At 63.8% G+C, this 12700-nt stretch carries 11 protein-coding genes and 1 pseudogene; 8 read left to right on the forward strand and 4 right to left on the reverse strand.

From position 1 onward, the window contains the following. Positions 1 to 60: 60 nt before the first annotated feature. The 6 genes and pseudogenes from Syncc8109_RS10635 to Syncc8109_RS10660 all read left to right on the forward strand — a co-directional run bounded on the left by Syncc8109_RS10635 (position 61) and on the right by Syncc8109_RS10660 (position 6029). The gene (locus Syncc8109_RS10635; protein ID WP_006852076.1) at positions 61 to 1809 is read left to right on the forward strand and encodes a diflavin flavoprotein; all 1749 of its coding nucleotides are present in this window, start codon (positions 61 to 63) and stop codon (positions 1807 to 1809) included. After that, positions 1809 to 3611, forward strand: a complete 1803-nt coding sequence (locus tag Syncc8109_RS10640) for a diflavin flavoprotein (protein WP_006850550.1) — start codon at positions 1809 to 1811, stop codon at positions 3609 to 3611. Before Syncc8109_RS10635 ends, Syncc8109_RS10640 begins: the two co-directional genes overlap by 1 nt. Positions 3612 to 3704: 93 nt before the next feature. Then, positions 3705 to 4417 (forward strand): annotated as a pseudogene (locus Syncc8109_RS13135) (rubrerythrin family protein). 36 nt (positions 4418 to 4453) lie between these two features. Further along, positions 4454 to 4969, forward strand: a complete 516-nt coding sequence (locus Syncc8109_RS10650) for an NADPH-dependent FMN reductase (RefSeq protein ID WP_006851687.1) — start codon at positions 4454 to 4456, stop codon at positions 4967 to 4969. Positions 4970 to 4977: 8 nt separating this feature from the next. Beyond that, positions 4978 to 5733, forward strand: coding sequence for a pirin-like bicupin family protein (locus Syncc8109_RS10655; RefSeq protein WP_006849798.1), 756 nt, complete (start codon positions 4978 to 4980; stop codon positions 5731 to 5733). Between the two features lie 89 nt (positions 5734 to 5822). Continuing rightward, positions 5823 to 6029, forward strand: coding sequence for a hypothetical protein (locus Syncc8109_RS10660; protein ID WP_006851526.1), 207 nt, complete (start codon positions 5823 to 5825; stop codon positions 6027 to 6029). Positions 6030 to 6031: 2 nt separating this feature from the next. Here the strand turns inward: Syncc8109_RS10660 and Syncc8109_RS10665 are convergent, their stop codons facing one another. From Syncc8109_RS10665 to Syncc8109_RS10680, 4 genes are all read right to left on the reverse strand, one after another. Then, the gene (locus Syncc8109_RS10665) at positions 6032 to 6286 is read right to left on the reverse strand and encodes a hypothetical protein (protein WP_006850803.1); all 255 of its coding nucleotides are present in this window, start codon (positions 6284 to 6286) and stop codon (positions 6032 to 6034) included. A gap of 129 nt (positions 6287 to 6415) precedes the next feature. After that, positions 6416 to 9286 carry an aminomethyl-transferring glycine dehydrogenase gene (gene gcvP, locus Syncc8109_RS10670; protein ID WP_025362565.1) on the reverse strand — a complete coding sequence of 957 codons (2871 nt, stop codon included), beginning with the start codon at positions 9284 to 9286 and terminating at the stop codon, positions 6416 to 6418. A 69-nt stretch (positions 9287 to 9355) separates the two neighbouring features. Continuing rightward, complete coding sequence (gene gcvH, locus Syncc8109_RS10675; RefSeq protein WP_006851198.1) at positions 9356 to 9745, reverse strand: glycine cleavage system protein GcvH; 390 nt, start codon at positions 9743 to 9745, stop codon at positions 9356 to 9358. A 10-nt stretch (positions 9746 to 9755) separates the two neighbouring features. Continuing rightward, entirely contained in the window at positions 9756 to 11048 is a 1293-nt protein-coding gene (locus tag Syncc8109_RS10680; protein WP_025362566.1) for a methionine gamma-lyase family protein, read from the reverse strand. A gap of 201 nt (positions 11049 to 11249) precedes the next feature. Here Syncc8109_RS10680 and Syncc8109_RS10685 point away from each other — a divergent pair, with 201 nt between their 5' ends. Further along, on the forward strand, positions 11250 to 12107 hold the full coding sequence (locus tag Syncc8109_RS10685; protein ID WP_369792014.1) for an acyl-CoA desaturase: 858 nt from the start codon (positions 11250 to 11252) through the stop codon (positions 12105 to 12107). A gap of 78 nt (positions 12108 to 12185) precedes the next feature. Beyond that, positions 12186 to 12644, forward strand: coding sequence for a 50S ribosomal protein L9 (gene rplI / locus Syncc8109_RS10690; RefSeq protein ID WP_006850881.1), 459 nt, complete (start codon positions 12186 to 12188; stop codon positions 12642 to 12644). Positions 12645 to 12700: the final 56 nt, after the last annotated feature.

Below are 12700 nucleotides of genomic sequence, written 5' to 3' on the forward strand. Positions count from 1 at the left end.
GTCTCCGCCGCCTTGCCCCGCTAAATCTCCGTAGAGTCGACTTCCGTCACGGTCGGTTTCATGGTCGTTGCTCCCGCTGCTACGAAGCTGTCGCTGCAGTGCGAGGCCATCGCCGCCGACACCTCCACGATTCGCTCCCTCGACTGGGATCGCAGCCGCTTCGACATTGAATTCGGCCTGCGCAACGGCACCACCTACAACGCCTTCCTGGTGCGGGGAGAACGCACCGCCCTGATCGACACCAGCCACGCCAAGTTCCGCGACACCTGGATCCCGCTGCTCAAGGAGCAGATCGATCCAACCACGATCGATGTGTTGATCGTGAGCCACACCGAACCCGACCACTCCGGATTGATCGGTGACCTGATCGATCTCAATCCCGAGATCGAAATCGTGGGATCGAAGGTGGCGCTGCAGTTCCTCAAGGACCAGGTGCACAGGCCGTTCAAATCTCGTGCGGTGAAGTCAGGCGAGGAATTGGATCTCGGCACCAACCCCGACAGCGGCATCCAGCACCGCTTCGAATTCCTCAGTGCTCCAAACCTGCACTGGCCGGACACGATCTTTTCCTTCGATCACGGCACAGGCATCCTCTACACCTGCGATGCCTTCGGCCTCCACTACTGCTCCGAGGACGTCTTCGACGCCGACCCCGGCGCCATCGCCCCTGATTTCCGCTTCTATTACGACTGCCTGATGGGCCCGAATGCCCGCAGCGTGCTGCAGGCCCTCAAGCGCATGGATGGCCTACCAGAGATCAACACCATCGCCGTTGGACACGGGCCGCTGTTGCGGCATCACCTCAGCCACTGGATCAGCGACTACCGCGAGTGGAGCGGCCAGCGCAGTAAAGGCGAGAGCTATGCCGCCGTCTGTTACCTGAGCCAGTATGGCTTCTCCGATCGGATCAGCCAGGCCATTGCCCACGGCATCGGCAAAGCTGATTCCCAGGTGCAGCTGGTGGATCTGCGGGCCACCGACCCCCAGGAACTCACCGCCCTGGTGGGCGATGCCAAAGCTGTTGTGGTGCCGACCTGGCCCGCGGAACCGGAACCGGATCTCCAGGCCTCAATCGGAACCCTGCTGGCGGCCCTGCATCCCAAACAACTGGTGGGGGTTTACGACGCCTTCGGGGGCAACGACGAACCGATCGACGCCGTCGCAGATCAATTGCGCAGCCAGGGCCAGAAGCAAGCCTTCAGCCCATTGCGAATCAAACAGCTGCCCCAGGGCAGCGACTACCAACGCTGTGAGGAGTCGGGCACCGACCTCGGCCAGCTGTTGACCAAAGAGAAGACGATCGCGGCGATGAAAAGTCTCGATGGCGACCTCGACAAGGCCCTGGGTCGCATTAGCGGTGGCCTTTATGTGGTGACCGCCAGCCAGGGAGAGGGCGAATCGCAACGCCGTAGCGCCATGGTGGCCAGCTGGGTGAGCCAGGCCAGCTTCACCCCCCCGGGCCTCACCATCGCCGTCGCCAAAGACCGTGCGATCGAAGCCCTGATGCAGGTTGGCGACCGGTTCGTGCTGAATGTTCTACGGCAGGACAACCACCAACAGCTGATGCGCCATTTCCTCAAGCGCTTCCCCCCTGGTGCCGATCGTTTCGCGGGGGTGAACGTGCTGGAGGGAACCGCCGATGGCGGCCCGGTTCTCGCCGATTCTCTGGCGTTTCTTGGCTGCCGGGTGGAGCAACGGATGGAAGGCCCCGATCACTGGATCATCTATGCCGTGGTGGAGCAGGGCAACGTGGCCGATGCCGAGGCCAGCACGGCGGTGCACCACCGCAAAGTGGGGAACCACTACTGATGAGCGTGACCAGCACCGCAACCTCGCGTCGCACGATCCAGCTGCCGATCGACGATGGGGTCGTTGGTCTGCGCGGTCTGAGCCCTCAACGGCACCGCTTCGAACTGGAATACGCCCTGGAGCGGGGTAGCACCGCCAACAGTGTGTTGTTTCAGGCTGGTGATGGCGCCCCTGCCGTGCTGGTCCACCCCCCGGGGGTGGCCTACAGCGCGGCCTTTCTGCCGGTGCTTGCCGAAGCCCTGCCCAGCAGCGACGCACCGCTGCTGGTGGTGGTGGGCCACGTCAACCCCAACCGCGTTGCCCTTCTGCGGGATCTGGCAGAGGCCTACGCCCGCCTGCAACTGATCGTCTCCAACCCCGGCGCCAAGCTGATCGAAGAACTGTGGAGCCAACGCAAGCCGACCCCTCCCGGTGAGACGAGCGAGCAACCACCACTGCCCGATCTGCCGCCACTACGAGTGATCCGCCAGGAGCAAACACTTCCGCTCAGCCATCAGCGCAGCTTGATGCTGCTGCCGGCCCCAACCCCCCGCTGGCCCGGCGGATTGCTGGCCTTCGAGGAAAGCCTGGGCCTGCTGATGAGCGACAAATTCTTCAGTGCCCACCTCTGCACGGACAGCTGGGCCGAAAGCAACCGCAGCAGCACCGAAGAAGAACGCCGTCACTTCTATGACTGCCTGATGGCCCCCATGGCCCGTCAGGTGGATGCCCTGGTGGAACGGCTCGAAGAACTCGACATCCGCACCATTGCGCCGGGCCATGGCCCGGCCATCGAAGCCAGTTGGCGCAGCCTGCTGAATGACTACCGCCGCTGGGGAGAAGGCCAGCAGAACGCCAGCCTGACGGTGGCTTTGCTGTTTGCCAGCGCCTACGGCAACACCGCAGCCATTGCCGATGCCCTGGCCCGCGGGGTCAGCCGCACCGGCATCCGGGTGAACAGCTTGAACTGCGAATTCACCCCCGCCGATGAACTGGTGAGCACGATCCAGCAGGCCGACGCCGTGTTGATCGGCTCACCCACCCTGGGGGGCCATGCCCCCACACCGATCGTCTCGGCCCTGGGAACCCTGTTGGCGGAGGGGGATCGCAGCAAGCCCGTGGGGGTGTTCGGCAGCTTCGGCTGGAGCGGCGAGGCGGTGGACCTTCTGGAAACGAAGCTGCGGGATGGCGGCTTCAGCTTTGGTTTCGAGCCGATCCGGGTGAAGTTCAGTCCGGATGCCGCCCGGGTGAAGGAGCTGGAAGAAACCGGCACCCGGTTCGCCCGCCAGCTGCTGCAGAGCCAGAAACGGGCGCAACGGCGCAGTGCGGGGGGCTTGAGCGAAAGCCGCAGCGATCCAGCGGTGCTGGCCCTGGGCCGTGTGATCGGCTCCCTCTGCGTGCTCACCACCCGCAAAGCGGATCTGAGCGGCGCCATGGTGGCCAGCTGGGTGAGCCAAGCCAGCTTCAATCCCCCCGGCATCACCGTGGCAGTGGCCAAGGACCGTGCCGTGGAAGCGCTACTGCACAAAGGCGATCGCTTCGCCTTGAACGTGCTGGCCGAAGGCCGCGAAACCGCCCTGATGAAGCAGTTCCTGCAACCTTTCGAACCCGGTGCCGATCGCTTTGCAGGCCTCGAGCTGGACACCAGCCCCGCCGAACAGCCCTTGCTGCCGGATGCTCTGGCCTGGCTGGACGGCAAGGTGAGCCAGCGGATGGAATGCGGCGACCACTGGCTGATCTATGCCGAAGTGGATCGCGGCGGGGTGCTGGATGCAGAGGGCAGCACCGCGGTGCACCAGCGCCGCAGCGGCGCCAACTACTGAGCTGACGGCCTGAGCCGGCCAACCGAACCCTCCCCTAACTCATACTCACTATGAGTTAGGGCTAGGCTGATGGAACGATCCCTGGCGCCATCGATGGACCTTTCCAAGCCTTCCACCCACGCCAACCTCGAGGCCGCTTTCGGTGGCGAGAGCATGGCCAACCGCAAATACCTGTTCTTTTCAGAGGTGGCCAAACAGTTGGGCCACAAGGACCTGGCCAAGCTGTTTCGGGACACCGCAGCACAGGAAACGGAACACGCCTTCGCCCACTTCCGCCTGCTGCATCCTGAGTTGGTGGTGAACGATCCCGAACAGCTCAGCAACGAGGAGAAGCATGAGATTCTGAGCCGCTGCTGGACCTGGCGATTGAAGGCGAAACCTACGAGTACACAACGATGTATCCGGAGTTCGCCGCCCAGGCCCGGCAGGACCGGGACAGGGGAGCCGCAGCGGAATTCGCCGAGCAGAGCAGCGAATCCAAGGAGCATGCGGGCCTGTTCCGCACCGCCGCCAAGAACTTCGGCCTGCTGACCCCGATCGAGCAGCATCACGCCGAAACCTATGGCGTTGCCCTCGAGGCCTTGCAAGGCAAGGGCAGCGCAGGCCAGGCTGACCAACCGATCCCGGGCAAGTGGATCTGCAAGGTGTGCTCGATGATCTACGACCCCGCCGAGGGGGATCCCGATTCCGGCATCGCCCCAGGCACCCCGTTCGAGGCGATTCCCGACGATTGGCACTGCCCGATCTGCGGCGCCCGCAAAGCCAGCTTTGCTCCCTACCGCGAAGCTGAATTGAAAACGGCCTGACGCCCTTGCACGATTCCATCAAGAGCCTTCGTCTCCATGCCCTCTGATCTCATCGTTCTGACGGCGAGCAATGGCGAGAACCGCAAGTTGGCGAAACGCTTCGTGCAGGCCGCCGCAGCTCAGAACGCCAGCGCCGAACTGATCGATCTCACCCAGCTCGACCTACCCCTGTTCACGCCACGGGTCCAGGCCGCAGGGGCGGGCCCTGACCTGGCGACCCTGCACGGCCAGCTGCACGCAACCCCACGCTGGGTGATCTGCGCCCCGGAATACAACGGCTCGATTCCGCCGTCGCTCACCAATGCCATTGCCTGGCTCTCAGTGACCGACGACGACTTCCGATCCCTGTTCAACGGGCGGCCGATCGCCATGGCCACCTTCTCCGGCGGTGGCGGCATGGAACTGCTCGTGTCGCTGCGCATCCAGCTCACCCACCTCGGGGCTCAGGTGGTGGGGCGTCAGCTGCTGAGCAACCACGCCAAACCAGCCCAGGACGACAGCATCAACGACCTGGTGCAGCGGCTGCTGCAGATGCAACCGCTCCAACTCTGAGCACCTCGATGTGCCGGACGGCCCCGCAAACACATCAACACGCCACCACGTCAACCGTGATCCTGCGCCCCGCAGACCAGCGCTTTCACAGCCAGCTGGACTGGCTCGATTCCTGGCACAGCTTCAGCTTCGGCAGCCATCAGGATCCGAACTGGATGGGCTTCGGCCCCTTGCGGGTGATCAACGACGACACCATCGCTGCAGGCCATGGGTTCGGCATGCACCCCCACCGGGACATGGAAATCATCACGGTGATGGTGGAGGGGGCCCTGACCCATGCCGACTCAATGGGCAACAGCGCGGTGCTGCACGCCGGCGAGGTGCAACGGATGAGTGCCGGCAGCGGCATCGTTCACAGCGAAATCAACCAGACCGGCACGCCCTGCAGGCTGCTGCAGATCTGGATTGAGCCAGCACAGCTGGGCATCCAGCCCGCCTACGAGCAGAAACCCTTCACCATCGGCGAGGGCTGGACGCCCCTGATTGAGCCCGACGCCACCGGCGAAGCGATGGCCATCGAACGTCCCGTACGCCTCTGGCGTGCCCAACCGCTACGCCAACAGCAGTTGCCATTGCCCGACACCAAGGAGAGATGGCTCTGGCTTCAGGTGATTGACGGGGAGCTGGCGCTCAACAGTGAGGGCTCCCCCAAGCAGTCGCTGCGGCGGGGCGATGGGATGGGCCTGATCCAGGACGCAGCAGCACAAAGCGAGCTGATCGGCCTCAGTGAACGCGCCGACGTGCTGCTGTTTGCCCTGGCGTGAAGCAATCCGGAAAAGATCTGGTGCAAGTGCGCGACACCAGATCTTGTGCCCTGAAATGACGAGGTCACTTCCAAACAATCCCTAGAGCGATGGGATTCATGAACGGCCAGGAGGCCTCGGTTCGGTACCGCGGCTTTCTCTTGATGCCTCAAACCAACCGGAGCTGGCTGGTGAGGCCGGAACGCAGCCCGATGCGATTGCTGCCCTTCCGCACACCAACCTGCTCATTGGCCGACGTCAAAGCCCTGCTGGACTGGCGTCTGGCCCAGGAACAATCAGAGATCGGCGTGGCCTGAAGTCAGGCCGCTGCCGGCGGTGGAGTGGGATCGCCCACCGGTTGAAAAGGGATCACCAGGGTGGCCCAGTGATCGGGCCGCTCGGGGCGGCTGCGACGGGAACGGCGCGTGCCAAAGGGAACCCGAATCACATTGGTTCCTTCAATTGACAAGGTATGGCCGCGATTGAAGGCCGATTCCAGACCCTCAGGAATTTGAGGAAGGGCAGGCCCTTCAACGCTGCTGAGCGCAGATTTCTTGTTGTTGTCCCGATCCATGGTGTCCCCCGACAGACGAATCAGTTGTCGAACAGTTTGACCGAACTCGCAAGGGCGATGAACAGAATCAAACCAATTTTTCCACTTTCAGTGAAAATTTACACGCTCTGAACCCATTGCACCAGGGCTTCAAGCCGCCACAGCCACCGCTTCCACCGACGGACAGGTGCACACCAAGTTGCGATCACCAAAGGCGTTATCAATCCGTGCCACGGCGGGCCAAATCTTGCTCTCCTGCTGCCCCTCCATCGGGAAGGCGGCTTGCTGACGGCTGTAGGGACGATCCCAGTCATCCGCTGTGACGGCCGCCAGGGTGTGGGGAGCACGCTTGAGCGGGTTGTTCTGAGGGTCGCTGGTGCCGGTTTCAATGGCGCGAATCTCCTCGCGGATCGCCACCAGGGCATCGGCGAAACGATCCAACTCAGCCAGGCTTTCGCTTTCGGTGGGCTCCACCATCACCGTGCCGGCCACCGGCCAACTGACGGTGGGCGCATGGAAGCCGTAGTCCATCAAACGCTTGGCGATGTCATCCACATCGATCCCCGCATCCCGCTTGAGCGGGCGCAGGTCAAGGATGCATTCGTGGGCCACCCGGCCGGTGCTGCCGCGAAACAGCACGGGGTACGAGGCATCAAGCCGATGGGCGAGGTAGTTGGCCGACAACAGCGCCACGGCACTGGCCTGCCGCAGGGCCTCCGCCCCCATCATCCGCAGGTACATCCAGCTGATCGGCAGGATGCTGGCGCTACCGAGCGCAGATGCGGACACTGGACCGATGGCCGATGCGGCGCCGGCCTGCAAGGGGTGCCCCGGAAGGAAGGGGGCCAGATGCGCCGCCACACCAATGGGCCCCACACCAGGGCCACCGCCCCCATGGGGGATGCAGAAGGTCTTGTGCAAGTTGAGGTGGCAGACATCGGCACCGAAGACACCGGGACGGCACAGCCCCACCTGGGCATTGAGGTTGGCCCCATCGAGGTACACCTGGCCCCCGTGCCGATGCACCACCGAGCAGATCTCACGGATGCCGGTTTCAAACACGCCGTGGGTGGAGGGGTATGTGACCATCAGCGCCGCCAGCCGGTCGGCGTGCTCGGCCGCCTTCGCCGCCAGATCCTGCTGATCGATGTTGCCCTCGTTATCACAGGCGACAGCCACCACCTTCAGGCCGGCCATCACGGCACTAGCGGGATTGGTGCCGTGGGCGCTGGTGGGGATCAGACAGATGTCGCGATGGGCTTCACCGCGGGAGCGGTGCCAGGCGCGAATCACCAGCAGCCCGGCATATTCCCCCTGGGAACCGGCATTGGGCTGCAACGACACGGCGGCAAAGCCCGTAAGGGCGGCCAGCCATTGCTCGAGATCGTCGGCCAGACGGCGATAGCCCTGGGCCTGATCGGCTGGGGCAAAGGGATGCAAGGCCGCAAACGCAGGCCAGCTCACCGGCTGCAGTTCAGCGGCGGCGTTGAGCTTCATGGTGCAGCTGCCCAACGGAATCATCCCGTGCACCAGCGAGAGATCACGGCTCACCAACCGCTGGATGTAGCGCAACAGATCTGATTCGCTCCGGTACTGGTGAAAAACCGGCTGGCTCAGCCAGGGCTGGCTGCGCTGCGGCAGGGAGAGGGACGGCGGCTGCTCAGCCTCGAGCTGCGGCGTGGCCTGACCGCAGGCCTCCGCCAGCAGTACGAGCAGGGCTTGCAGCTCCTGTTGATCCGAGAGCTCATCGAGGCTGATGCCGAATCCGGTGGCGTCCGCCGGCGCTGCACCATCGGGCATCACCCGCAGATTGAAACCAGCAGCTGCGGCAGCGCGGTGCACAGCCGGTGCCGACGCACAGTGCACGGTGACGGTGTCGAAGCGGTCGGCCAGCTCCAGCGGATAACCAAGGGCCCGCAGACCCTGCTCCAACTGGCTGCGCAGGCCAGCAATGCGCTGGGCGATGGCCTGCAGACCATCAGGGCCATGGTGCACCGCATAAAACGAAGCCATCACAGCAAGCAGCACCTGGGCCGTGCAGATGTTGCTAGTGGCCTTGTCGCGACGGATGTGCTGCTCACGGGTTTGCAGCGCCAAGCGGAGGGCCGAACGGCCTTCCGCATCCTTGGACTGCCCCACAAGACGACCAGGGATCTGGCGCTTGTAGGCCTCTACGGTGGCGAAGAAGGCGGCGTGAGGACCACCAAATCCCATCGGCACCCCCAGGCGTTGGGCGCTGCCCACAGCAATGTCGGCTCCGAGGGATCCCACGGGGGCCATTAGGGTCTGCGCCAGGGGATCGATCGCCACGGTGACCAAGGCACCGGCTGCGTGGGCCGCTTCGATCACGGCGGATGGATCCCAAAGGCATCCATCGGCACCGGGCAACTGCAGCAGAACACCAAACACCGACGCATCGATTGGCGCCGTGGCCGGGTCGATCCGCTCAAGGCTGATGCCGAGGGGTTCGGCGCGGGTCTGCAGCACCGCCCAGGTCTGAGGCAGCACATTGGCATCCACCAGGAACCTTGTCGCTTCAGAGCGTCGGCACACCCCGAAGCTGAGGCTCATTGCCTCTGCAGCGGCGGTGGCTTCATCGAGCAGCGACGCGTTGGCGATCGGCAAGCCCGTGAGCTCACTGATCAGGGTTTGAAAGTTGAGCAGGGCCTCCAGACGACCCTGGGCGATTTCCGCCTGGTAGGGGGTGTAGGCGGTGTACCAAGCCGGATTCTCAAAAACGTGGCGCTGGATCAGGGCCGGGGTTGCCGTGCCGTAGTAACCCAGCCCGATCAGGGAACGACGCAGCGTGTTGGTTTCGCTCAACTGCTTCAGCTGCTGGAGAGCCTCCGCCTCCCCGCAACCCTCGGGCAAGGCCTCAACCGGCGGCTTGGGATCAAGGATGTCGGCGGGCACGACATCAGAGATGAACTCCTGCAGATCGCTGTAGCCCAGGGCATTGAGCATGCGGAGTTGTTCCGCCTCACTAGGGCCGATGTGCCGCTGCGCAAAAGGAGAAGTCAACGTCGAATGCACAGCCGCCGGATGATCGTAAGAGCGAAGCCCCGGCGCTGATGACAGCCAGCGTTGATGTCAGCCGGCGTTGACCTTGGCGCCGTAGGCATCAGCGGTCATCAGGCTGTCCAGCTCGGAGGGATCCGACGGACGCAACACCAGTAGCCAGCCCTCACCGTGGGGGTCGTTCTGCAGTTCCTCCGGACTGGCCAGCACCGCTTCATTGCGTTGCATCACCTCACCGGCAATCGGTGCATACATGTCTTCTACGGCCTTCACCGACTCCACCGAGCCAAAGCTGGTGCCCTTCGCCAGGCTGGCGCCCACATCCGGCAGATCAACAAACACGATGTCGCCCAGCTGATCAACGGCGAAGGCACTGATGCCCACCCGCACCAGTTCACCATCGGCATTGGCGTACTCGTGGCTGTCGGCGAAGCGAAAAGAGTCGGGGAACGCGAACGCCATCGAGGCAGTTTCAGGTGGTCCCAGTCTGCGGGAGATTGATCAGTCCTGCCGCATTTAGGTCACACAAGGCACGGGAGAGGGCCAGGCGGATGTGGGCGCGATGGGTGCCGCCCTGCACATAGAGGTTGAACGGTTCCCGCAGCGGCGCATCGGCCGAAAATTCACTGGTGGAGCCGTCAATGAAGGTTCCACCGGCCATCACCAGATCCGAGGCATAACCCGGCATCGAGGCCGGGACTGGATCGAGGTAGGCCCCGATCGGCGACATCGCCTGGAAGGCACGGCACACCACCTTGAGGGCGTCCGGACTGCCCAGCCGCACCGCCTGAATCAAATCGCTGCGCACGGCCCCGGGCGCTGGATTCACGGGGAAACCCAGCCGCTCAAACACCCCTGCCACCAGATCGGCACCAATCAAGGCCTCCGACACCATCTGCGGTGCCAGGAACAGCCCCTGCAGCACCAGGCGCTGCAGATCAAATCCCGTGCCGCCCTCACTGCCGATGCCCGGCGCGGTGAGCCGGCAGCAGGCCTGCTCCACCAGATCGGCCCGTCCTGCGATGTAGCCGCCGGTGGGGGCGATGGTGCCGCCGAGGTTCTTGATCAACGATCCAGCAATCAGATCCGCCCCAACCGCCGTCGGCTCCTGCTCCTGCACCAACTCGCCGTAGCAGTTGTCGACGAAGACAACGCAGTCGGGCTGGCGGGCATGGATGCGCTCACACAGCCCGGCGATCTGCTCAACCGTGACCGACGGACGCCAGCTGTAGCCGCAGCTGCGCTGGATCAGCACCATCCGGCTGGGCTGCTCCAGGGCCTGGTTCAAGGCCGCCTCGTCCACCGCTCCATCCGGCTGCAGATCGATTTCGTCGTAGGCAACCCCAAACTCCGCCAAGGAACCCTGGCTCTGGCCGCGCAGACCAATCACTTCTTCAAGGGTGTCGTAGGGACGACCCGTGATTGAGAGCAGACGATCACCGGGCCGCAACACGCCGAACAGCGCAGCGGCGATGGCGTGGGTACCGCTGACGAATTGCAGGCGCACCGCGGCGGCTTCAGCCCCCAGCACCCGGGCAAAGACCCGATCCACCACCTCACGGCCCTGATCCCCGTGGCCGTAACCGGTGAGCGACGCAAAGTGCTGGGTGCCAACGCGCTCCGCCGCCAGGGCCTCCAACACGCGCTGCAGGCGGTGCCCCACCGCCGCCGTCCTCGCCGCAGCCAGGTCGGCCTGATCCCGCGCCACCGCGTTGATCAGGTCCTCTGCAAACGCACTGATCACCACTTGCCTGAACGATGTCATGCCTTCCTAAACCCTGGCAAACGCCAGAATTCACAACCCGGAAGGACGCTGCGATGCGGCAACTCCTTTAGATTTCTGTCACTAACGGCACCATCCGCTCCCTGGTTTTCCTGTCTGAGCGGCTTTGTCAATCCAAGGAGAATCCGCTTGGTTTCCTCGCAAACAGCTGACACCCGCGAGCTTCGGCAGCGGGCCGCGGTGATGGCACCGCGCGACCGACTGCCAGCACGTCAGCGCAAATTCAAGATGGGAACCACCAGCTTCATGCTGGTGATGCACGTGCTCGCCACCGTGGCGCTGCTGCCGCGCTTCTGGAGTTGGCAGGGCGTTGTGGCCTTCGGCGTTCTCTATTGGATGACGGTGCTGGGCGTCACTCTGGGCCTGCACCGTCTGGTGGCGCACCGCAGCCTGGTGGTGCCGGTGTGGGTTGAGCGCATCCTGGTGCTGATGGGCACTCTGGCCTGCCAGAGCGGCCCGATCGAATGGGTGGGTCTGCACCGCCATCACCACCGTTTTTCGGATCAACCCACGGATCATCACGACGCTGGCCGTGGTCTGTGGTGGGCCCACAGCGAGTGGATGCTGCACGACATCCCTGCGCTGAAGGAACTCGACCGCTATGCCGGAGACCTTCAGTGCGACCCCTTCTACCGCTGGCTCGACCGCTGGTTCCTGCTGCTGCAGATCCCCCTGGGCCTTGGGCTCTATTGGTTCGGTGAAGCCGCCCAGGTCCACGGCGGTGGCCTTGGCCTGGTGCTGTGGGCCATTCCTCTGCGCCTCGTGGTCGTGTACCACGTGACTTGGCTGGTTAACTCCGCCACTCACGCCTTCGGCTACCGCAATTTCGATTGCCCCGACCTGTCCCGCAACTGCTGGTGGGTGGCACTGCTCTCCTTCGGTGAGGGTTGGCACAACAATCACCACGCCCATCCGGCGAGTGCAAGGCATGGTTTGCGCTGGTTCGAGTTCGATCTCACCTGGCAGCACGTGCGCTTGCTCAAGCGCCTCGGACTGGCCAGCCGGATTCGCACGGCCCGCTACGTCCCCGGAGCCTCCTGAGTCTCGAAGCAACCTCCTACGACAGGCCACGTCGTAACGTGATCGATCGCACCCGTTTCCATCCTTCATACCGGTCCCATGCCTAAGCGTGTACAAGTCGTTCTGAATGAGGACGTCCTCAGCCTCGGAAAAGACGGAGATCTGGTGGAAGTGGCTCCCGGTTACGCCCGTAACTTCCTGCTGCCCTTCGGCAAAGCTGTGCCCCTCACCCCTGCGGTGATGAAGCAGGTGGAGCACCGCCGGGCCAAGGAAGCTGAGCGTCAGGCCGCTCTGAAGCAGGAAGCCATCGACTTCAAGACCGCCCTCTCCACCATTGGTCGCTTCACCGTGAAGAAGCAGACCGGTGAAGACAACGTGCTGTTCGGCACCGTCACCAACGGTGACGTGGCAGAAGCCATCGAAACAGCAACCAAGAAGGAGATAGACCGCCGCGACATCGTGGTGCCTGAGATCCACCGCACCGGCAAGTTCACCGTGACAGTGAAGCTGCACAGCGAAGTCACCGCTGAGATCAACCTGGAAGTGGTCGGCTACTGATCGCTGTCAATTAACACTCAAACGGCTCATTCGAGCCAGAGTGTGATCCCTTCGCT

Source organism: Synechococcus sp. WH 8109 (assembly GCF_000161795.2).
In the GTDB taxonomy this organism is placed as follows: domain Bacteria; phylum Cyanobacteriota; class Cyanobacteriia; order PCC-6307; family Cyanobiaceae; genus Parasynechococcus.

Excerpts from the sequence above, each read along its gene's own strand:
- Syncc8109_RS10635 (WP_006852076.1), top strand. The coding sequence starts at position 61 with ATGGTCGTTGCTCCCGCTGCTACGAAGCTGTCGCTGCAGTGCGAGGCC.
- Syncc8109_RS10640 (WP_006850550.1), top strand. The coding sequence starts at position 1,809 with ATGAGCGTGACCAGCACCGCAACCTCGCGTCGCACGATCCAGCTGCCG.
- Syncc8109_RS10650 (WP_006851687.1), top strand. The coding sequence starts at position 4,454 with ATGCCCTCTGATCTCATCGTTCTGACGGCGAGCAATGGCGAGAACCGC.
- Syncc8109_RS10655 (WP_006849798.1), top strand. The coding sequence starts at position 4,978 with ATGTGCCGGACGGCCCCGCAAACACATCAACACGCCACCACGTCAACC.
- Syncc8109_RS10660 (WP_006851526.1), top strand. The coding sequence starts at position 5,823 with ATGGGATTCATGAACGGCCAGGAGGCCTCGGTTCGGTACCGCGGCTTT.
- Syncc8109_RS10665 (WP_006850803.1), bottom strand. The coding sequence starts at position 6,286 with ATGGATCGGGACAACAACAAGAAATCTGCGCTCAGCAGCGTTGAAGGG.
- gcvH (WP_006851198.1), bottom strand. The coding sequence starts at position 9,745 with ATGGCGTTCGCGTTCCCCGACTCTTTTCGCTTCGCCGACAGCCACGAG.
- Syncc8109_RS10680 (WP_025362566.1), bottom strand. The coding sequence starts at position 11,048 with ATGACATCGTTCAGGCAAGTGGTGATCAGTGCGTTTGCAGAGGACCTG.
- Syncc8109_RS10685 (WP_369792014.1), top strand. The coding sequence starts at position 11,250 with ATGGCACCGCGCGACCGACTGCCAGCACGTCAGCGCAAATTCAAGATG.
- rplI (WP_006850881.1), top strand. The coding sequence starts at position 12,186 with ATGCCTAAGCGTGTACAAGTCGTTCTGAATGAGGACGTCCTCAGCCTC.